The sequence below is a fragment of the Candidatus Avedoeria danica genome (assembly GCA_016703025.1).
Taxonomy (GTDB): domain Bacteria; phylum Chloroflexota; class Anaerolineae; order Epilineales; family Epilineaceae; genus Avedoeria; species Avedoeria danica.
Genome location: JADJCV010000003.1, coordinates 141160 through 163792, shown reverse-complemented (window position 1 = coordinate 163792; position 22633 = coordinate 141160). Strand labels below are relative to the sequence as shown.

General features: G+C 72.4%; 11 protein-coding genes. 9 read left to right on the top strand and 2 right to left on the bottom strand.

Annotated features, from left to right (window positions below; genetic code table 11):
• Positions 1-10: 10 nt before the first annotated feature.
• The 8 genes from IPG72_02625 to IPG72_02590 all read left to right on the top strand — a co-directional run bounded on the left by IPG72_02625 (position 11) and on the right by IPG72_02590 (position 16816).
• Positions 11-1807 carry a fused MFS/spermidine synthase gene (locus IPG72_02625; GenBank protein ID MBK6767927.1) on the top strand — a complete coding sequence of 599 codons (1797 nt, stop codon included), beginning with the start codon at positions 11-13 and terminating at the stop codon, positions 1805-1807.
• Positions 1808-1918: 111 nt separating this feature from the next.
• Entirely contained in the window at positions 1919-3517 is a 1599-nt protein-coding gene (locus tag IPG72_02620; GenBank protein MBK6767926.1) for a 2,3-bisphosphoglycerate-independent phosphoglycerate mutase, read from the top strand.
• Between the two features lie 77 nt (positions 3518-3594).
• Positions 3595-7035, top strand: a complete 3441-nt coding sequence (locus IPG72_02615; protein MBK6767925.1) for a pentapeptide repeat-containing protein — start codon at positions 3595-3597, stop codon at positions 7033-7035.
• 80 nt (positions 7036-7115) lie between these two features.
• Positions 7116-8417 (top strand): hypothetical protein, encoded by a 1302-nt coding sequence (locus tag IPG72_02610; protein MBK6767924.1) that lies wholly within the window; start codon positions 7116-7118, stop codon positions 8415-8417.
• A 117-nt stretch (positions 8418-8534) separates the two neighbouring features.
• Positions 8535-9101, top strand: coding sequence for a sigma-70 family RNA polymerase sigma factor (locus tag IPG72_02605; GenBank protein ID MBK6767923.1), 567 nt, complete (start codon positions 8535-8537; stop codon positions 9099-9101).
• 83 nt (positions 9102-9184) lie between these two features.
• On the top strand, positions 9185-12034 hold the full coding sequence (locus tag IPG72_02600; protein ID MBK6767922.1) for a hypothetical protein: 2850 nt from the start codon (positions 9185-9187) through the stop codon (positions 12032-12034).
• Between the two features lie 268 nt (positions 12035-12302).
• The gene (locus tag IPG72_02595) at positions 12303-15293 is read left to right on the top strand and encodes a hypothetical protein (protein MBK6767921.1); all 2991 of its coding nucleotides are present in this window, start codon (positions 12303-12305) and stop codon (positions 15291-15293) included.
• Positions 15294-15301: 8 nt separating this feature from the next.
• Positions 15302-16816, top strand: coding sequence for a hypothetical protein (locus tag IPG72_02590; protein ID MBK6767920.1), 1515 nt, complete (start codon positions 15302-15304; stop codon positions 16814-16816).
• A 9-nt stretch (positions 16817-16825) separates the two neighbouring features.
• Here IPG72_02590 and IPG72_02585 read toward each other — a convergent pair whose 3' ends face one another.
• Entirely contained in the window at positions 16826-17236 is a 411-nt protein-coding gene (locus IPG72_02585; GenBank protein ID MBK6767919.1) for a hypothetical protein, read from the bottom strand.
• 32 nt (positions 17237-17268) lie between these two features.
• Positions 17269-18243 (bottom strand): ribose-phosphate pyrophosphokinase, encoded by a 975-nt coding sequence (locus tag IPG72_02580; protein ID MBK6767918.1) that lies wholly within the window; start codon positions 18241-18243, stop codon positions 17269-17271.
• Between the two features lie 263 nt (positions 18244-18506).
• Between IPG72_02580 and IPG72_02575 the strand changes: the two genes are divergently transcribed.
• Entirely contained in the window at positions 18507-22526 is a 4020-nt protein-coding gene (locus IPG72_02575; protein ID MBK6767917.1) for a hypothetical protein, read from the top strand.
• Positions 22527-22633 lie beyond the last annotated feature (107 nt).

Sequence of the window (22633 nt, the reverse complement as noted above, 5' to 3'; positions counted from 1 at the left end):
GATGGATGCCATGTCGACCTCACCGCCGCCAGCCGAACCACGGGGCGGGCCAGCCGGCCCGCCCCGTTTCGTCGCCGACGCCCTCGCGTTCTCGTGCGGCGCGGCGACGATGGCGCTCGAGATCGCCGGCGCCCGCCTGCTGGCGCCGAGCTTCGGGATGTCGATGCCGGTCTGGGCGACGCTGATCGGGCTGACGCTGGCCGGGCTGGCCGCCGGGAGCGCGCTCAGCGGGATCGACGTCCGCCGTGCCGCAGCCGGCCGGGGCTGGCGATCGTGGGCCCGACCGCCCGGCCCGTTGTCGGCGGGCGAGGAATCCGCCGCTGCCTGCCGGTACAATGCCGCCGCCGGCGCCGCCATCGGCGGAATGTGGGTCGCGGCAACATGGGCCATCGCCCCGGTTGCGCTGCTGAGCGGCAAAGTCGCGACATCGCACCTGGATGCGCCGAGCGCCGCGGCGTTCCTCGTTGCGGCGGCGACGTTCGTCGCCTGGCCGACGGTCTTCCTCGGCATGGTCGTACCGCTCGTCATCGCCGGGTCGCAGCGCGACGACGGCCCGCGTGCCCGCGCAGGGCCATCGGTGCGCGAGGGATCGTCGAACCCCGCTGCGCCCGCGCACGGCTGGGCCGCCGGCGGCAGCGGGCGCATCCTGGCGTGGTCGACGCTCGGCAGCCTCGCCGGCACGTTCGGCACCGCGTTCGGCACGCTGCCGCTCCTGGGCGTCCGGTTGTCGCTCGCCGCCTGGGGCGCGGCGCTGATGCTCGTCGCGGCCCTCGCGCTCGTCGCCGAACCCGCCCGCTCGCGCTCTCGCCTCAGCCACGCCATGGCCGCCGGCGTCACATGCCTCGCAGCGGTCATGGTGCTCCTCGCGCGCACGGCCGCCACGCAGCCCCCGGTCGGGCACGCCGACCGCACGGACGGCGCCCGGCTCATCGCCTGGCGCGAAGGACGAACGCACTACATCGAGATCGTCGAGTCCGCCGGCCGCCGCTTCCTGCTCTTCGACGAAGGCGCCGCCGTCCAGTCGATCCACGACGCCGACCGCCCCCTCACCGGCACGGTCTGGGACGACATCGCCGCCGCCCCCCTCCTCGCCCCCGGCGACGCCCCGCCCGCCGTCCGCCGCGCCCTCGTCGTCGGCCTCGCCGGCGGCACCGTCGCCCGCACCCTCGCCGCCGCCTGGCCGGGCGTCCGAATCGACGGCGTCGAGATCGACCCGGACGTCATCGACATCTCCCGCGCTCACCTGGGTCTTTCCGAAATCGTCGGCCTCACGATCCACATTGCCGACGGTCGCGTCTGGATGAATCGACGATGCGCATCGCGAAGCGATGGTCCTTCCCCCTCACCCCCCTACGACCTCATCGCCCTCGACGCCTACCGCGGCCCCTACCCCCCCTTCCACCTCATGACCCGCGAGTTCTTCACGCTCGCCCGCCGCTGCCTCGCCCCCGGCGGCATCGTCGCCCTCAACCTCGTCGACCCGGCCGGCGACGGCGGGACGCTCACCGGCAGCGCGGCGGCGACGCTGGCGACGGTCTTCGGCTGGATCGGCCAGATCGAACGGCCGGATGCGTACAATCGCGTGCTCGTCGCGTCCGGCGCTCCGCCCGGTCAGGGGGCGTTCGACGCGCGGCGCACGGCGCTGTCCACGGACGGCGCGACGAACACCGCACGCGCGGCGGCCGACGCAATGGCGGGGCGATGGCGGATGGCGGTGCCGCTTTCCGCCGACGCGCGCATCCTTACGGACGACCGGGCGCCGGTGGAACGGCTGGTGGAGGCCGATGTGTGGCGGGCGGTGCGGTAGATCTCCGCCCCCATAACCTCACTCCCCCCTCAGCCCCCCCTCACCCCGTTCGCCCATCCTGTCCGCCACTTCATGGAGCCAAGCGCCATGCCCACACCCAATGCCTCGCCCATGCCCGCCCCCAAACCCACCGGCACCGCCCTCCCGACCACCGCCCGTCCCGTGGCGCTGATCATCCTCGACGGCTGGGGCCTCGCCCCGCCCGGCCCCGGCAACGCCGTGTCGCTGGCGCGCACGCCGACGATGGACGCGCTGCTGGCCACCTATCCGCACGCCCAGCTCGTCGCGTCCGGCGAGGACGTCGGTCTGCCGGCGGGGCAGATGGGCAACAGCGAGGTCGGCCACCTGAACCTCGGCGCCGGCTTCATCGTCCTGCAGGACCTGACGCGACTGAACGCCGATGCCATGGCCGGCACGTTCAGCCAGAACGCGACGCTGCGGGCGGCGTTCGATGGCGCGCGGGCGCGCGGCGCCGCCGTCCACTTCATCGGCCTGCTGGGCGACGGCGGCGTGCACGCGACGACGAACCATCTGACGGCCCTCCTGGACGCCGCCGGCTCCGCCGGCATCGGCCGCGTCTGGGTGCACGCGTTCACGGACGGCCGCGACACCGCCCCGCAGAGCGCGCTCGGATTCGTGCGGGCGGCCGAGGCGGCGTTCGCGCGCAGCGGCGTCGGGCGGTTCGCCACGATCGGCGGGCGCTACTTCGGGATGGACCGCGACAAGCGATGGGACCGCACGGCGCTGGCGTGGCGGGCGATCGTCGACGGGGCCGGCGAGACCGCTCCGTCGGCCGAGTCGGCGGTGCAGGCCGCGTACGATCAGGGCACAACGGACGAGTTCATCGCCCCGACCGTCCTCGTCGACGCGGATGGCCGGCCGCTGGCCCGCGTGTCGGACGGCGATGCCGTCGTGCTGTTCAACTTCCGCGCGGATCGCATGCGCCAACTGCTGGCGGCGCTGACCGATCCGGCCTTCGCCGGCTTCGAGCGGCGGCAGCTCTCGCGGATCGACGTCGTGACGCTGACCCGGTACGCCGATGCGCAGACCGCCGCCGTCGCGTTCCCGTCCGACGACGTCGCCCAGCCGCTGGCCCGCGTCGTGAGCGAGGCGGGCATGCGCCAGTTCCACACCGCCGAGACCGAGAAGTACGCCCACGTGACGTACTTCTACAACGGCGGACGGGAGGCGCCCTTCCCGGGCGAGGAGCGGCAGCTCGTGCCGTCGCCCGGCGTCGCGACGTACGACCTCCAGCCGGCGATGAGCGCGCCGGCCCTGTGCGCCCTTGTCGTCGCGCGGATCGCCGAAGGCGAGGACGACCTGATCGTCGTGAACTTCGCCAACCCCGACATGGTCGGCCACACCGGCGACCTGGCCGCGACGGTGCAGGCCGTCGAGACAACGGACGCCTGTCTCGGCCGCATCGTCGACGCGCTGCTGGCGCGCGGCGGCGTGGCGCTCGTGACGGCCGATCACGGCAACGCCGAGGTCATGATCGATCCCGTGACCGGCGCGCCGCACACGGCGCACACGACGAACCCGGTGCCGGTCGTGCTCGTCGGGTCGGCATACGCACGGCTCGGCGAAGGCGATGACGGGATCGCGCTGGCAAACGGCCGCCTGTCCGACGTGGCCCCGACGCTGCTCGCGCTCCTCGGCACCGCCGCCCCGCCGTCCATGACGGGGCACTGCCTGATCGAAGCCGTCTGATCGAAGCCGTCTGATCGAGACAGGCGGCTGAACCCCGTGTGCTATCATCCCGCCCCGAGGCCAAAGGCAACGGACCCATGACCCTTTCCCGCGAACAGATCATCGAGCGCATCGAGCAAACACAGGGCACGGTCGACCTCTCGGGGCTCGACTTGCGGGGCGTTGACCTCTCCAGCCTCAACCTGCGCGGCGCCGACCTCAGCCGGGCGGATCTCACGAACGCCGACCTGCGCTGGACGATCCTCGAAGGCGCCGACCTGCACGCGACGGTGCTCCGCCAAGCCGATGCCCGCTGGTCGGTCCTGCGCGGCGCGAACATGCGGCAGGCCGACCTCGGCCGCGTAAACCTGGCCTGGGCCGACGTCACCGGCGCCGACCTGACCGAGGCCAAGCTCGACGGCGCCGTCGTCGACAGCGTCGACCTCGGCAGTGCGTACGTCGAGCGCCGCGGCCGCGCGCCGCGCGGCGGCGTTCCGGCCGGCGGCGGGCGCAGCGCATCGGACGGCGCGGGCGGCGGCTTCGGCGGTCGCCTCGGCGGTGCGTGGTCGGCGGCGCGCGGCGAGGGCGGCTGGCTGTCGTGGCTGCCGCCGATGACGCCGGCGACCGTGATCGGGCTCGCCGTCGCGCTCCTCGTCCTCGTCCAATTCTGGGGCTGGCTCTACCGCCGCTCGTACTTCGTCGGCGGGTTCCGGCTGACGGATGCCGGCCTGATCACGTTCACCGACCCCGCCAACCTCCTCGCCGGGCTGGGGAACGTCGTCGGTCTGACGCTGGCGACGCTGCTCGCCAGCCCGCTCATCCTGCTGGCGATCCTCCTCGTCATCGCCCTCTTCGCCGCGGTCCCGGTGGCGTGCTACCTCCTGGCGCGGCGGCTGCTGCGGGACACCGTACGCTCGCCCGGACGGCCGATCGTCGTCTTCGGGCTGTTCGTCGCTTTCTTCGCCGGCTACTACGTCCTCATCCCGCAAGCCGTGCAGGCCGGCGGCGCCGTCGGGCGGTCGCTGCCCGTCAGCGGCTGGCTCGGCGCCGTGTTCGGCCTCTGGAAGACGGGCGAGTGGTACGCCAGGCTCGGCCTCCTGGCCATCCTCGTCGCGCTGGCCGTGCCCCTTTGGACCCTCTGGCGCCTCCTGTGTATACGGCTCAGCACGTGGCAGCCGCCGGCCGACTGGCGCCTCCGCTACCCGGCCCTGAACGCTGCCTTCGTCCAACTGCGCGGCAGCCGCCTGATGGCCAACAGCGACCCGCTGTCCGACGACGAGCGCCGCCGCGCCGGCCTGACGGCGATCGGCATCGTCCTCGGCCTGGCCACGGTGCTGACGTTCACCGGCCGCGTCTTCGCCGAGAACGACATGTGCGACGGCGGCCGGCTGCCGCGCGTCCAGCTCATCGGCAAGCTGCCCGATGCCGCGACCGGCGCGGCGGGCGCCGGCGGCACCGTGACGCGCGCGGGCACGGGGACGGCCGACCCGCTGCTCGATGCGTTCGCCCGCCAGCTCAACCCGCGCGAGTTCTGCGCCCGGCTTCTGCTGGAGACGGACGACACGCACTACGTGTTCTTCCCGAGCGAGACCTCGCGTGCCGCGGCGCGCCCGGTGGCCATCTGGTACGGGATCCAAGCCGCCAGCGTCGCCAAGATCGAGCGCGACACCGGCGAGGACGTCTGCCCGACGTGCCTCGACGGGCCGAACGGCAAGGAGATGGCGCTGCTCGACCCCGCCGAGGGTCGGTTCGAGGGCACGTTCTTGAGCTATGACCCCGACACCGGGCTCTTCATGCTCGAGGACGGTACGGACGGTGTCTCCGCCGTGCGCCTCATCGGCGACGGCGCCCGCCTCCTCGCGGACGGCCAAGCGATCACGGACCCGCTCGCGCTCGTGCGCGGCCAGTCGATCGTGGCCTACGGCAAGCTGAACAGCGCCGACCCGACGGCGCTCGTCGTCGACGCGCGCGAGGTGCGGGCGGTGACGCCCAAGCTCGATGGGACCGTTCCGACGCCGAGCGGCACCGTGAAGGTGGACCTCACCGACCCGCGCAGCCCCGTGATCAGCGGCACCGGCTGGCCCGCCGACACGTCGCTGGCCGTCTGGATCGCCCGCCGCGAGGCCAACGTGCCGCCCGACCAGTGGGACAGCACGGTCCCGGTCACGCAATTGGGGTCACAGCCCGACGGCACGTTCTCGGCGCCGGTCGAGTTCAACGAGCAATGGCCGACCGGGCAGGAATACGCGATCATCGTCAAGAACATGACGACGAATGAGACCGCCGTCGGCGACCAGTGGCTCCTGCAGCCGCCGCCGACATCGACCCCGGCGCCGACGCAGGTCTTCATCTCCCCGGACGAACCGACGCCCGACAGCGGCCCGTCCGCCACGCCGCGCGACACGGACACGCCGGCGCCGGAGCCGACGAACACGCCGCTGCCGACGCTCGTTCCGCCGACGCTCGGCCCCGGCCAGTCGCCCCGCACGTGCACCGAGCCGGACGAGTTCGAGCCTGACAGCTCGCGCGGCCAGCAGAAGCCGATCCTGGTGAGCATCGGCGACGGCACGGCGACGCAGAAGCACAACTTCTGCAGCGACTTCGACATCGATCTGGCGACGTTCCCGGTGAAGGGCGGCCGATGGTACCGCGTGTTCACCAAGGGCCTCGCCGCCGGCGTCGACACCGTGCTGGCCGTCGGCGACCTGCCGGGCGGGACGAATTGCACGCCGTGGAACGACACCTTCGGCTGCTGGAGCGACGACGCGTCGGCGCTCACGTTCGAGTCCGAGGTGACGTTCCAGGCGGCCGGCGACGGCCAGGTGATCATCACCGTCGACAACCGCGGGCCCTCGGGCGGCGGCGGCGCGACGTACGAGCTCGGCGTGACGATGTTCGACCGCGGCACCTCGACGCCAAACCCGACCGAAACCCCCAAGGCTTCCGCGACGCCGACACGCACGCCGACGCCGATGAAGGACAGCTTCGAGGGCAACAACACGTGCTCCAGCGCGATCCTCGTCCCGATCGACTTCGTCGTCCGCGCCCCGCTGACCGGCAACACGACGAGCAACCGCGACTATTACAAGTTCGAGCTCGAGCCGGGCATCCAGTACCGCACGGAGATGCGGCCGCCCGACGACCTCGACTACGACATCCTCGTCGGCCCGTGGCAAACGACGTCGCCGCCATGCCCGACCTATGCGTACGCGGTCCGCGACGGCGATGACAACGAGGTCTACGACTGGCCGGTGTATCCGACAAGGCAGGTCGTCCACGTCGTCGTCTACACCCGTGGTGCCTTCGACGCCTCGCGCCCGTACTGGTTGCGCACGGTCGCGCTGTACCCCACCCCGCCGCCGACCCCCACCCCGACCTTCACCCCCACCGCCACGCTCTGGCCCGGCGTGACCCCCCCGCCGACGCCCGAGCCGGGGCCGACCGCGAACCCCCCGTCCGCCACGCCGGTCAACCCGACCGTCACCCCGACCCTCTTCGTGCCGTTCATCACCCCGACCCCGACGCCGGTGGGTCCATGAGGGTTCGCAGCTCCCGGATGATCGACCTCAACCCGTTGCCGCCGCGTCGCGTGCGGCGACGCGGCGGAGCGGCGCACAACATGACATCGCGTCTCGCGATCGCGGCGGCGATCGGCATCGCGCTTGCGCACGCCATTCCCGCGGCCCTCACGCACGCCGCGCCCCTCGCCCCTCAAGCGGCGTGCACGTCCGCGGGGTGGCAGCCCGTGCAGCTGCCGAACCCGTTCGTTGCCCAGTCGCTGGCCGTCGACGTCGCGGCCGGACGGCAGCGGCTGTACGCCGGGACGTACCGCGCCAGCAGCCTTGGCGGCGCCGGCAGCGCCTCGGTCCGGGCGATCGACCTGAACGCGCTGACCTCGATCCCGTTCACCGCGTTCGACCCGAGCACGATGCCCGTGCTGGGCGTCGCGGTGCGGCCCGACAGCGGGCGGCTGGCGGCCGGCCTGGCCGGCGGGGGCGTCGTCCACGCCGAGCCGGACGGCGTGCTGGGCGCCACGCTGCTGCAAGGCCGGACCGCGCGCGCCATCGAGGCGGCCGACGGCACGACGTTCGCCGGGGCGACGGACCAGATCGACGATGCCGGGCTCGGCACGGAGAAGGCGCGCGCCCACGTCTGGCGGCAGCGCGGCGACGAGCCGTGGACATCGCTGACCGGTGGCGTCGAGCGGTTCAACGGCTACTTCTGGGACCTCGCGCTGGACCGCAACGGCCGGCTCTGGGCGTCGCTGGACGGCGACGGCCTCTTCTCGATCGCCGACGCCGCGTCCGACACGCCGGGCGCGTGGTCCGCCGTCGGCGACGTCACGATGCGCAGCCGCACTGCGGAGTCCATCGCCGTCGACCCCGCCGACGCGCGGATCGTGGACGCCGGACTGCGGGAATCGGTCACGAAGACCGGAACGGACACGCCGGGCAGCTACGGCCTGCGGCTCTCACGCGACGGGGGCGCCTCGTTCACCGGCTACGCCGCCGACGGCGGGCTGGGTGGGCTGGGTGCGCCGACCGCCACCACGCCGTTCCGCGCCTCGCAGGTGGCCAGCGTGGCCGCCGGGCCGCGCGGCGGCTGGGTCTTCGCCTCCGTGTGGGGGCTCGGACTCTTCGTGTCCGACGACGCGGGCGCGCAGTGGCACCGCCTGCGGCTGCCGGCCGGCATCGGCCCGGGCTACCAGGTCGAACCGTACATGGACGTGCTGGCCACGGCCCGGATCAACGGCACGTGCGACCTGTTGTACGCCGGCGGCAAGGACGGCCTCTGGGCGCGCAACGTCGCCGGCATCGCCACCGAGATGGCGAACACGCTGTACCTGCCGCGAACCTTCGGCGCGCCGTGGGACATCCGCTGGGGCATGTCACACACGGATGCGCGCCGCGGCGACGGCTGAGACGGCGGCGCGCTTCATCGCCCCTCTGTCAACCGGCCATCCGATCGACAATCCAGGTTCCGTATCTATCCGACCTTCGCCGCGTCTTAATGAGCGAACCGGACGGGAGAACGCATCGTGAGTGAAGCCATGCTGCGCCGGCAGGCGGAAGTGTTCGAGCCGGCAGCCCTGACCGATATCTACGATCGGTACGCGGGCAAGATCTACAGCTACATCTACCACCGCACCGGCAACAGCGCGTTGTCGGAGGATCTGACCTCGGACGTCTTCGTGCGCATGCTCGAAGCGCTGCGGACGGATCGTGGCTGGAACACCAGCCTGCAGGGGTGGTTGTACCGTATCGCCCACAACCTCGTCGTCGACCACTTCCGCCGCTCAACGAAGCGCGACGGGGTCGAGCTGGACGAGCGATGGATGGCGGCGGAGAGCTTCGCGAGCACGTTCGAAGGCCTGTTCCATTCGCACCAGCTCAAGATCGGGATGCGCTTCCTGACCGACGAGCAGCAGCAGGTGGTTGCCCTGAAGTTTGTCGAAGGCCTCAGCAACGTCGAGGTCGCCGAGATCATGGGCAAGACGGAAGGGGCGATCAAAGCCCTCCAGCATCGGGCGCTCTCGGCGCTCCGGCGCGTGGTCGGCGGTGAAGGGTTCGATCCGGTCGAGGCGGAAGCCGAGGCCGAGCTGTAATTTGCGTTTGACTTTGACCACTTGACGTTCGGGGGGACTGGGGACCGATGGCGACAGGAAACGGACAGGGAGGCTTGGCGGGCATGCGCGATGCGCTGGATGCCTGTATTGCACGCCTCCGACGTGGATCGAGCCTTGAGTTGGCGCTGGCTGACTGCGGCATGATGGCGGACGCCTTGCGGCCGCTCGTCGCGCTGGCCCAGCACCTCTCGAGCGCCGCCCGCCCGGCGCCGGCGCCCTCGGCCGACCGCTTGGCCGCCGGCCGCGCCCGCTTCCTCGCCGCAGCCGGCGCACTCCGCGCCGACGGCGCAGCCGCGCCCTTCGCGATGGCCGTCGCGCCGGGTGAAGGCGGCGGCGGCGGATCGATCCCGCCCGTGCCCGCCGCGCCGGCAACGCCCGACGACGACTGGCTCGTCGATGCCCTCGATGCCGCCATCGCCCAGCTGCGCACCGGCGCCTCCATCGACGCGTCGCTGGCCGTGCTGGCAGGCGACGACGCCGGCCGCGCCCGATTGGCCCACCATCTGACGGACTTGGTCGAGCTTCTCTCGGTCGCTTCCGATCTGCATTCCGAGCGCGTGCCCGCGCCGGCCGTTGACCTGGCCGCCGGCCGCGCCCGCTTCCTCGCCGTCGCCGCCGCCGACGAGGCATCGCTGGCCGAGGCGCTCGATGGGCGGCTCGCCGCTTCGTTCCTGGCCGCAACGGCCGATCCGGCCGTCGAAGCCGGCACCTGGGCGGCCGTCCCCGACGCCGATCGGACGGACGCCGCGGCGTTGGCGGCATTTGCCGCGCAGCTCCGCACGGCCGCAACACCCGTGGCCGTCCCCGACCTTGCCGGCGGGCGCGCACGCTTCCTCGCCGCCGCCGAGGCGGCCGAGGCCGACGCCGTCCTGGCGCTCGATGCCGGATTGCTGGCCTCGGCCAGCGGGCTCTCGGTCGAGACCGCCCTGACGGCGGCCGGCGTGGATGGGCGGGCGGCGGAGATCGGTCGGCTCGTCGAGTTCGCGCAGACCCTCGCGCCGGGCGCACCGGCCGTCGCGGCCGATCTGACGGCCGGCCGGGCGCGCTTCCTGGCCGTGGCCGAGCAGGCCCGCGCCCACCACGCCGCCGTCGCCGGTGCGAACCGCGCCGCGGCGGCCTCGGCGGACGCCGCGACGGGCGCCACCGTCGGGTCGCGGCTGGCCGGCTGGCTCCGCTCCGGCAGCCGCTCGGCACGCCCGCTTGGCATGCGGATCGGCGTGCTCGGCTCGATGGCCGCGGCGGTCCTGCTGAGCATCGGCTTCGCCGGCCGCGTGCCGGCCGTGGCGACGGCACTGCCGGGCGATACGCTCTACACCGTCAAGGAGTGGAGCCGCGGCGCTCAGATCCTCCTGTCGACGTTCGATCTCGATGCCGCGCGCCGCGAGGCGCGGCGGGCCCGGATCAACACGGACCGCTTGACGGACACGCTGCGCGCACATGCCGAGGGCCGCTCCGAGGACACATCGTTCAACGCACGCTACGATTCGATCGGCACGGACAGCCAGGGCGAGGAGCGGCCGTACGGCACGCTCTGGGTCACGCCGCTCGACGACGCACCGAAGACGGACAGCGTCGGCCTGGCGTGGCGGGACGGCGAAACGCGATTCGATCTGCCCGACGGCTATGACACGCTCTTCGATGTCCCGGCGGGGGTGGAGCTGCGGCTCAACGTCCGCACGGGTGAGGAGAGCCGACCGCTGGCGCTGCGGGTCAGCGTCAAGGGGCTCGCGCCGCTGGTGCCGCTGACGGCCACCGCCACGATCAGCGCGACGCAGCCGATCACGCCCACCGGCACGCCGGAACTTCAGTCGACCCCCGAGATCACCGCCACGGCGACGATCTCGTCCACACCCGGCGTCCTGCCGACGCCGACGGATGCCGTCACCGCCACACTGCAGCCGACCGGCGAGCCCGCGGCGACCGAGACCGTGATGGTGTCGGGCGAGGACAACGGCGTGACGAACCGCGTCCTGGAGGGCACGGTGCAGCAGGTCACGCTTGCGGCCGACGGCTCCGGGCCGGAGAGCTGCCGCCTCCTGTCCAACTCCGGCCAGGCGTACACGATCGACTTGCGGAGCCTCTCCCCCGAGGAGCGGGCGAAGGTCAGCAACGGCAGCCGGATCTCGCTCAAGGTGAAGTTCGACCCGATGGACAAGCTGGCGGGCGTCGCCACGGCGTTCATCCGGCTCCATGACGAGAGCTGCACGAACGCCAAGGCCGGTGGCACGGTGCTCGAATACCGGTTCGACGACCAGCTCGTCATCGGCTTGGACGGCGGCGGGCGGCTCGCGTTCCACATGGGGCCCGACAAGGGCGGCATGAAGCCGGCGATCAAGGGCGACATCCGGATCGGCGGCAAGGTGCACGTGGAGTACAAGCGCTGCGGCGGGCCAACGGCCAACCAAGCGGTGACCGTGACCGGCGAGAACAGCGCGGCGACGGCGGACGCGACGCCCGGCGAGCCGTTCCGCAAGACGGGCACGGTGCTCAACGACCCGATCGAGGACGGCCGCCAAGTCCGGTTCGACCTCGCGATCAGCGTGAACGGCACGCCCGAGCCGGCGTGGGCCGTGGCGATCGATCTGGCGAACGTGCGGGGCGGCAAGCTGCGCAAGGGGCAGCTCGTCGAGGTCGAGGGGCGCGTGACGAACCGCGAGCAGCGCTTCGTCGTGGCCGATCGGGTCACGATCAGGGCCAACCCGCGGCCGACGGCCACCCCGGAGCCAACCGCCACACCCCAGCCGACGGCCACCGACGCACCCACGGCGACGGCAACGACCGAGCCGCCCAGCCCGACGCCGGCACCTTCTGACACCCCGGCGCCGACCGAGACACCGATGCCTCAGCCGACGACGATCATCGGACAGAGCCCCACACGAACCCGAGCGGGCGCCGCGCTCGCCCGGGCCTGAGCGGCGCCGGCCCGTTGGCCGGGGCCATGCGGCAACCTATAATGCCCTCGGCGGAAGGGCCGCTGCCGTCGCACGACGCGTGCGACGGCGGGTCCAGCGCTTGCGGGTGCGTGCTGAAGTGAGAGCCATGGATCGACGTCATCGACGCGGGAAAGTCGTTCTCGGCCTGGGTCTGGCCGCACTGGTCGGGCTGGCCGCGATCGGTTTGCGCCGCATGGATTTGCGGCCTGCAGCCCTTCACGGGGATGCGGGTCGTACGGCTGCGCCCGTGGCGCCCGGCGCCCTGTCCGCACTGTCCGCACTGTCCGCCCTGCAGCAAGCGCCCGATCCGCCCGGCGTCGGCCTTCTGCCGGCTCCGACGTGCCGGGTCGTGGGCTACCTCGAGCGCGCGAACGCGGGCGAGGGCGTCATCTGGGGCACGTTGACGAACGTCGGGGCCGTCACGACGACGCTGGACGGCGTCGAACTCGGCTGGGCGGGCGACGACGCGACGCTGGCGGAGATCCTGGTGCGTCGCGGGCCGGGCGAGACGCCGAAGTCGCTCTTCAGCGGCAAGGCCAACAGTCCGTTCTTCGCCACGCACGACGCCGGTTGGCAGCTGTCGCCGGGCGAATCGGCGCAGCTCGGGCTTCGCTTTCAATGGGGCAACCCGGACGCGCCCTGGCTCCTGAAGGCCGCCGTCGTGCACCTGCGCAACGGCTGCCGTGCCGTGCTGCGCCCGCGGATCGACGGCCCGAGCTGTCCGGTGCGGATCACGGACCGGCCGCACGTGCCCACCAGCGCGCGCAACCGCGTCGAGGTGACCGTCGAGAACACCGGCCAAACCGAGGACAGCCTGACCGCGCTCGAGGTCGCCTGGCCGGTGGCCGTGAACGGCCGGCTGCGCAAGGTGACCGTGGACGGAACGGAGGTCGTCGACCTCAAGGACGGCTATCGTGCTTCGCCGGCGACGCTGCCGTTGGCGCGGATCCGAGAGGACGGGATCAAGATCGAGCCGGGCAAGCCCAAGGCGATCGGGCTGGAGTTCGAGAAGAACGCGGCCCAGGATGGCTACAGCTTCCAAGGCACGACGCGCAACGGGTGCTCGATCTCCACGACGACCGGCTTGGCGGCATGGGACTGCGGCGTCGGTGCAGGCGAGGTCGCGATCGACGGCGACGTGGCGCGCTACAAGCTGACGAACCCGCGTGAGATCGACCGCGCCGTCACGGACCTGACGCTCTTCTGGCCGACGGCCGCCAACGGCCCGCTGATGAGCGTCACCGTCGATGGCCAGCCCCTCTGGCGAGGCGAGCAGCACGAATCGCCGGTGTCCGTGCCGTTCTCGGACCCGGTTCGGCTGCCGGCTGGCGGCAGCCTTGAGCTGGCGTTCCGGTTCCGGCCGCCGTCGGCCGCCGGCGCCGGCCCGCAGCTGGCCGCCGGCGCGTACACGCTCGTCGTCGCCCTTGACGGCGGCTGCCAGTCGGCCTTCACGAACCGTGCCGCTGTCGGTGAGTGCGACCTTTCGGCCGGCGAGCTTGTCTCGCTCGTCGAGCCGACAAGTCACAACATGCAGGTCGACGTCTTCAACAACGGCGACGACGTCCGGCTCCAATCGCTCCGCCTGGTGTGGCCGGCAGCCAACGGCAGCATCCGCGGCATCCGCTGGGGCGGCCAGGAGTTGCTCATCGGCGCGGCGCTGGTCCACGCGACGGAGGGCGTCACGTTCACCGTCCCGGACGGGCTCGGGATCACGCTGGCCCAAGGCAGCCAGGCCGCCCTCGCCGTCGACTTCACCGAAGCCCCGATGCCGGACGGCTACACGTTCGCGCTGCGCTTCGCCAACCGGCGCGGCGATCCGTGCCAGACCGTGCTCGTGACGCGCCAGGCCCCGCCGGGCGACGGCGTCGAGGCGCCGTGCACCGCCTCGCTCATCGGCCCACGCTTCGGCGTCGACCTCACGCAGCTCGTCTTCGATCTCACGAACAATGGACCGGCCGCCGACAGCCTCGTCGGGCTCGACATCAACGTCGCGCAGTTCGACCCGCTCTCGCCGCTGGCCACGATCGAGGTCGAGCGAGCCGGCGGCGAGATCCAGACGATCTGGACGAACCTGCCGCTGCGCCGACCGCCCTACCCCGTCCGGCTGGCCGAACCGTTCGCGCTCGAGCCCAACGAGACCGTGACGCTCCGGCTGCAGTTCGCGGCGACGTTCCGGCCGACAGGTCGGGCCGAGGAGGTCATCACGGTCCGGGCGGACTTCGGCGACAATTGCGCGGTCTGGAACGTGCCGCTCGGCGTCGAGCCGCCGGCCAGCACGCTGCTCACGGGCGTGATCGCCCAGCTGCCCGACCCGCTGATGAGCTGCTGCTGGCTGATCCGCCGCTGGGACAACGACATCGACAACCGCGAGGTCAAGGTGGACGTCGATGCCAGCACGGTGCTCGATCCGGCGTCGCTGACGCCGCGTGACGGCGACCCGGTCACCGTGACCGCCATCGCCCGCGCCGACGGCTCGCTCTACGCCCAACGGATCGAGTTCCAGCGCCGCGGCGTGCAGGTCAAGGTCGCGGGCACGATCAGCAAGCTCGGCCCTGACGCCGTCACGCGGCCCGGACTGCCGGACTGGTTCGTCGTCGAGGGCCGCCTGGTCAGCCTGACGGACGGCACGACGGTCAACGGCCCGCTGATCGTCGGCGCACGCGTCTTCGTGACCGGGACGCCCGACGGCGGCACGGTCCTGGCCGGCACGATCGAGGTCAGCGGAGCCGGGGTGCGGGAGCTTCTCAGCCGCAAGACGGTCGAGGGCATCCTCGTGCGCATCGTCGACCAGGGCGCCGAGCGCTACTGGACGGTCGGCAGCACGACGGTCCACATCACGTCGGCCACGCAGTTCTACGATGGAAACAATTCGCCCATCCCGAACCCGCCGGCCGTCGCCCGCGGCGCTCCGGTGCGGGCCGAGGGCGCGATCGAGAGCGGCGGGCCGAACGGCGGTGCGGCGACGGTGCGTGCCGATTCCATCTGGTTCCTGCCGCACCATGCGGAGATGCGCGTCACGGGCCGGATTCTCCAGCTGCCGCCGGCGGGCCAGATCGGCGAGTGGAAGGTCGAGGCCGACGGCGGAGGGACGACGAGCTTCGTCGTGCGCTCGATGGCCGTCGTGGACACGCGCGCCGCGCCGGCGCAGGCCGGCAACCGGTTGTCCGCCGTTCTGCAGCAGGCGGACGACGGCAGCTGGGTCGCGCTCAAGCTGCGCACGGACTGGGACGGCCGATGATGCGCGTCATGCACCGGCTGCGCGGCGGGCCGATGGTGCGGACGATCCGGCGGGCGGCCCGCGGGCACATCGCTCGCGCGCTGGCCGTCGCGCTCTGCGTGGCGCTGCTGCCCGCCGTCGGCGGCGCGCGGCCGCAGGTGACGCTCGAGGACACGCTGAACCTCTCGCTCACCGCCGGGCGCGCCTCGTCCCATCCCGGCATCGCGATCGCCACGGACAGCGCGACGAACACCGGCACGGTGCACGTGGTGTGGGAAGAAGAGAACGCCGAGTTCATCGTGAACGGCGTGGCGCACCGCTACCGCAACTTCAACCTGCAGACCGGCGACTGGAAAGGCGACTGGTCGGCCGTTCAATGGATCTTCGAGTCCGGGCAGGATCCGGCGATCGCGGCGAGGGGCGACCTCGTCATCGTGGCGTTCGTCCAGCCCCCGTGGGAGGACGGCGCACCGACCGAGATCAACGTCGCCCGCTGGGCGCCCGGCACGCAGACGTGGTCGGAGCCGTCGCGCTTGCGCTGGGGACAGAAGGACAACGTCACGTTCTACTGCAAGCAGCCAGATGTGGCGATCGACGCGCTCGGTCGGGTCTGGATGACGTGGGTGGACGAAGCCTCGGACGGTCAGCCGTACTGGGCGATCGTCAGCCCGGAGTTGCCGACACTCGGCGAGCTGTCGTCCGTCGACATCATCCTCGACACCGTGCATGCCCAGTCGCCCCGGATTGCCGCCGGACCGGAGGCCGGGGACGGCGTTTGGTCGACGTGGAACAAGGACGTCCCCGAGCTCGGCGAGGGCGAGATCATCCGCAGCGCGTTCAAGCCGGGCAACGGTTGGGTGGAGTCGACGAAGCTGAACAGCGGCAGCCACGGCCGCGCGCCCGACCTGGCGGCCGGCAGCAATGGCGATGCGTGCACGGCGTGGCAGGAGCAGGTGGATGGCGGCGCCGGCCAGCCGGACATCTACATGGACTGCACGATGCCCGGTCAACGGAGCGTGAACCTGAGCGGCACTGCCGCCGACCGCTCGGTCGAGCCGAGCGTCGTCTTCGGTCCGCCCGACGTCGGGGCGATGGTGGCCTGGCGCGAGCAGCCGCAGGCGCCGGACGCATCGATCAACTTCAAACCGGCCGAGCCGGCCGCGGCACCGATCGCGATCGAGGGCGGCAAGGTCTCGTCGCCGGTCATCGCCACGTACGGCGGGATCGTTCATGCGGTCTGGGTGAAGGACGAAGACCAGGGCAGCCCTGACGTGTACTACGGCCGCTTCCCGTCCAGCATCCCGACGCCCACCCCCGAGCCGACGACGCCCGGCCCGAGCGCCACGAACACGCCGCCCTCGCCCACCGCGACCCGCACGCGCGCCACCCCGAGCGCCACGAACACGCCGCGCCGCCCGTCCGCCACGCCATCCATCGAGCTTACCCCGACGCCCGGCCCGACGAGCACCCCGATTCCGACGCTCGAAAAGATCCGCGGGATCGTGATCCTGCCGTACATGGTGAAGCCGCGCCCGGTGCAGTAGGCGGCCGCTCTACGGGGGCGCCGCGGTCCCGGGTGCGGGGGTGATCGTCACGATGTCCGGCAGCACCGGCGTGTGCGTCGCGCGCGGGCGCGTCGGGCTGTTCGTCGGGACGGGGGCGAGGACGGTCGGGGCGACGAACGGGACGTCGTGGTCCGTTTGGCGGCGCTGATCGGGCGTCAGCGTCGGTGCAACGACGCTCGCCACGGTGAAGATGCCGAAGCCGATCGTCATGAGGAGCAGGAGCGTGACGAGGCTGCGCACGTAGCGGCCGAGGTAGGCCTCACGCTCGACGCCGAAGGCGGCCGCGCGGCGGCCGCGCAGTGCCCGCCGCGCCACCCAAAGCTCGCGCACCGCCAGACAGCCGAGCAGGCCGTACAGCCACGGGGCATACGCTTCGACGCCGGTGATCAGCTCGGGCATGGGGGGCGGAGGGCAGGCACGGGGGCCTGCCCCTACTCGTTGAACATCGCACCGACGGACTGGCCGGTGTGGATGCGGTGGATGACCTCGCCCAGGAGCGCGCCGATCGGCAGGACCTCGATGCACGGCAGCTGCTTCTCGGGCGGCAGGTAGCAGCTGTTCGTGACGACGACGCGCTCGAACGGCGACGATCGCAGCCGCTCGATGGCCGGCGGGGAGAGGATGGCGTGCGTGGCCAAGGCGTACACGCGCTTTGCGCCGCGCTGGATCGCGAACTCGGCGGCGTGGACCATCGTGCCGGCGGTATCGATCTCCTCGTCGACGATCAGGACGTCCTTGCCGTCAACCTCGCCGATGAGGTTGAGGGCTTCGGTGTTGCCGCCGTCCTTGCTGCGCCGCTTCTCGACGAGCGCGAGCGGCATGTCCACCTCGTCCGCGAAGTAGCGCGCATCCTTGGCGTGGCCGAGGTCGGGCGAGAGGACGACGCCGTTCGTGATGTCGGACCGCTTCACCCAGTCGGCCAGGTGGTGGCGGGCGGTGATGTCGTCCACCGGGATGTGGAAGAAGCCCTGGATCTGGCCGGCGTGCAGGTCCATCGTCAGGACGCGGTCGGCGCCGGCGGTCGTCAGCATGTCGGCCACCAGGCGCGCCGTGATCGGGACGCGCGGCTGGTCCTTCTTGTCGGAGCGCCCGTAGCCGTAGTACGGCACGACGGCCGTGATCCGCCCGGCCGAATCGCGGCGCAGGCAGTCGATGGCGATCAGGAGCTCCATCAGGTTGTCGTTCGCCGGCGCGCTCGTCGGCTGCACCCAGAACACATCGCAGCCGCGGACCGACTTGTCCAGCCGGACGAACGTGTTCGAGTTCGCGAACTGTCGGATCTCGACCGGATGGAGCGCCGTCTTCAAATAGGCCGCGATCTCGGCCGCCAATGGCTGGTTGGCGGTGCCCGAGCACAGGATGAGTCGGCCGTACAGCAGGTCGGTCGGTGCTTCGGCAGGGGTCATCGTCCGACTCCATCGGATGGGCGCGCCCGGCAGGGAGCGTATGGTGCCTCAAAGGGCGGGGACGGGCCAAGGTGCGGCGATCGAGCCCGTCGCCGGCATGTAATCATCGCTCCCCGTCCCGACGTCCAACCCTGTGGCGCACGCGCGCAACCGGGCGACGGCGAACCGCGTACGTCCCGCCCGGTCCACCTGTCCATGCCACCTGCCCACCTGCCCATCAACTGCCCACTCAACTGCCCGTCCAACTCACGAGGAATTCCGCCATGCCTGCCCGCCGTCGGTTCACGCCCGTCCGCCCGATCGCATTGCTCGTCTTGTTCGGCTTGTTGTCCGGACTGTGCCTCAGCCCGGCCGCCGCGACGCTGGCGACGTTTGGTCCGCTGGCGACGCTTGGTCCGCTCGCGCCCACCGCGCGCACGGCCAACGCGCAGGCGGCGCCCGAACTCGTCGTGCCGCTCCACGGCACCGCCCTGACGTACCGGACCGTCCCGCAGACCGCCGTCAACGCCGAGCTCGTCGGCGCCGACGGGGTGAAGAAGGACGAAGGGCTCGGCGTCGCCGGCGCCGACGGCGTGGCGACCGTTCAGTTCCTCCTCGGCGGCGGTGTGATCCAGCCGGGCGACGCGCTGACGCTGTCGCGCTCCGGCGGCAAGCCGCTGCGCGTCACCGTGCCGGCCCTCGCCGCCGCCGTCGACGTCGCCAATGATCGCGTGTTCGGCACGGCGCCGGCCGGATCGCAGCTCGCGCTCTCGATCGCGACGGGCGGCGCCGGCGCGGCGACGATCGAGCGCTCCGCCACCGCCGACGCCGGCGGTGCGTTCGCCCTCGCGCTCAGCGGCGAGGTCGACCTCCAGGCGGGCGCCGTCGCGGGCACGGTCAGCCTGACGACGGCCGAGAACCACCGCTTCGTCACCCAGTTCGCGTCGCTCGGCGCGCAGATGACGCTTGGGGCGTACGCCATCCGCGGCCAGGCCCCCGCGGGGGCGCTCGTTTCGGCCGAGATCCTCCGCGCGGACGGCACGACGCAGACGATCCCACCGACCCGGGTGACCGGCGGCACCGCGTTCGTCCTCTCCGTGCTCGGCCAGGGCGCCCCATCGGCTCCGCCCCAGCCGCTTGCCGCAGGTCAGGTCATTACGATTCGGACGACGGGCGGCCCGGCCGGCTCCGACGAGACGCGGACCGCCACGCTGGCCGCCCTCACCGTCGCCCTCGACCCGGCCGCCGACGCGGTCTCCGGCACCGGCCCGGCCGCGACGATGCTGACGCTCAACGCCGACGACATGGACGGCCGCAGCGGCAGCTACGGCGCCACGACGGATGGCGCCGGGGCGTACGCCCTCCCGCTCAGCGGCCAGCTCGACCTCGGCGCCGGCTGGCGCGTCCGCGCCTCGTACGAGGCCGCCCCCGGCGCGCGGGTGGTGGCGGTGGCCGTCGTCCGCAAGGTGCGCGCCGCCGTCGGCTTCCTGGCCGGCCAGGGCCGCGCCGAGCCGGGCCAGGCCGTGACCGTCACGCTCCGCAGCAGCGCCGGCACCGTCAAGACGCAGCAGCGCACGTTCGTGAACGACCAAGGGCAGTACAACCTCTTCGGCGGCGGCGGCTTCGGCCCGGCGCCAACGCCGGGCGACTCGATCGAGATCGCGTTCGTCGACGGCGATCCGGACGTGCTGCGCGTGCCGACGCTCACGGCGCGCACGGACGTCACGGCGGACACGGTGAGCGGCGAGGCGCCGGCCGGCGCGGCGGTGCGCGTGCGCGTCGAGACCGCTGCCGGCGCGCCTTCGTTCACCGCGGTTTCGAACGCATCGGGGATGTACCAGGCCGCGACTGCGCCGTCCGTCGACTTGGCGCGGCCGGCGAACGGCACCGTCTTCGTCAGCGTGAGCGAGGGCGCCGAGTTCTACACCACCTTCGCCGCCGTCCAGCTGACCGTCAACGGCGGCAACACGTTCCAATCCAACTTCATCATCGGCAACGGCCCGCTGGGCCGGGCGGTCGCGGCCGAGCTCTACACGCCGGACAGCAAGCTGATCGGCCGAGCCAGCGGGGTGGTGTTCGGCGGCAACGGCCTGTTCATCGGACCGGTCAGCGGGGCCCAGCCGCAGTTCTTCCTGCAGCTCACCGACACGACCGGCACGCCGATCACGATGCAGCCGGGCGACACGCTCAAGTTCACGGCCGGCGACGACGCGTTCGATCTCGTGATCCCGCCGCTCGACGCCGTGGTCTTCGTCCAGACCGACACCGTCAACGGCCACACGCTGCCCGGCAACAAGGTGACGCTCCAGATCGCCGGCGACCAGAGCGGCGGCATCGCGGCCACGGCCGACGCCACGGCGGACGCGGCCGGCAACTTCAGCCACAGCTTCGCCGGCACGTGGGACGTGAAGTACGGCGACTTCGTCCTCCTGTCGACGAACGTCGGCGGGCACCTCGTCCTGAACACGACGATCGCGCCGGGCATGCTCATCGATGCCGATCAGGCCTTGGTGCTGGCTTCGCTCTCGCCCGGCGTGCGGGCGACGGTGACGCTGAAGCGCGGCGGCCGGACGCTCAACGACGAGCAGACGACCGCCGACGCAAGCGGCGCGTTGGCGGTGGCGTTCACGGACAGCGCCGGCGCGCCGGTCGTCCTCCAGATGGGCGACGTCCTCACGGTGACGCCGGGCGACCCGAACGTCGCCCCGTTGACGATCACGCTGCCGGACCTGACGGTGCGGGCCACCGTCGCCACCGACGCGATCCAAGGCCGGGCGACGACGGGCGGCTCGCTGACGATGCTGGCGCTCGATGCCTACGGCCGGTCGGGATCGATCGGCTTCTTCCAGGCCTGGCCGGCGGTCGAGGCCAACGGCACGTATGCCGCCGACTTCGTGCCCCGCGTCGACGTCCGGCCCGGGACGCGGGTGATCGCGCTCTACCGTCCCGCCGCCGGGCACTACGTCGTCCGCTCGCACACCGTGCCCATTCTGAACGCCGAGCACAGCGGTCCGAACGCGTGCGGCTTCGGCGACGTGCGCAACGATGTGACGGTCGACCTCGTGGACGCCGGCAGCCGCACGCTGGCCGGCGCCAAGGAGAAGGCGCGCTACGACGGCTTCTTCAGCGCCGTGCTGCGCGACACGGCGGGCGCGGCCATCGCCTCGGCGGCCGGCCAAACGGACAAGGCCAGGCTCGGCGCGGCGGCGGCCGACGTCGTGCTGCCGACGCTCGACCTCCAGGTCGATTGGCGGACGCGCCAGGTGCGCGGCACCGGCCCGGCCAGCACGACGTTCTTCGTCCAACCGGCCGTGCCGTGCGCGGCGCAGGCGCCGGCCGGCATCCTGAACGTGAACGTCCAGTTCGCCTTCCCGCAGCAGACCGGCGCGGACGGCGCGCTGCAGACGAACATCCCGGGCAACCTCGGCGCGCCGGGCACGGGCCTCGAGATCGGCCTGTATGCGCCGAACGACCACCGCATCTTCCGCCACGTCTACCGCGCCTTGGCGCAGGTCCACATCCACACGGACCGCGTGGCCGGCCGCGCCAACCCGCTGGACGACGTCACCGTCATCGTGAAGGCGGCCGACGGGACGGAGCGCGGCCGGGGGACGGGCAAGGCGGATGAATCGGGCCAGTTCGATGTCCGCGTGAAGGACGCCGCCGGCGGCGCGGTGACGATGAACGCCGGCGACACGGTGACGCTGCAGGCGCCTGCCGAGTCGCCCGTTGTGCCCGTCGAACCGCTCTCGTTCGATTGGTCGCCCGGCGCCACGGACCTCGTCGGCAACGCGCCGGCCGGGCGGACCGTGCAGGTCGTGCTGCGGCTGAGGAGCGGCGCGGTGTACGCCATCGCCCGCACCGCCGACAGCACCGGCGCCTTCCGCTTCGGCGCCGCCGACGTCCCACCGCGCGCGGGCTGGGCGATGGGCGACGTGGCCGCGGTGCGGATCGTCCTGCCGACAGCCGACGGCCACCAGATCATCGACCAGACGGCCGACTTCGAGACGCCGGACGGACCGGGGCCGGGCGAACGCGACGGGCGGACGTTGTACCTGCCGCTGGGGTACAGCAACCGGCGGGGGGGGCTTGCGGCGGCGGCGCAGGCGAATGCACGTGCGAAGGCGCAGGCGGTGTCGCAGCCGACGACAGCGAGCGTGCGCGTGCGGCCGGTCGACATGGCCGATGTGCGGCGGGCGTGGCAAAGGGTTGGCGGGATGGTCGGAATCGAGCGGTGGGACACGGTGAATCCTCTACAGCTCGATCGCCGGATGGACGTCGTGGAGTCGGCCGTCGACTGGTAACGCGTCGACATGGAGTAGCACTGCGAACGTTGAGGCGCGGTATCGACCACGAATCGATGCCGCGCCAACGCGAGGGTGGCCATTGGATGGGCTCCTTGTCGGGCTGG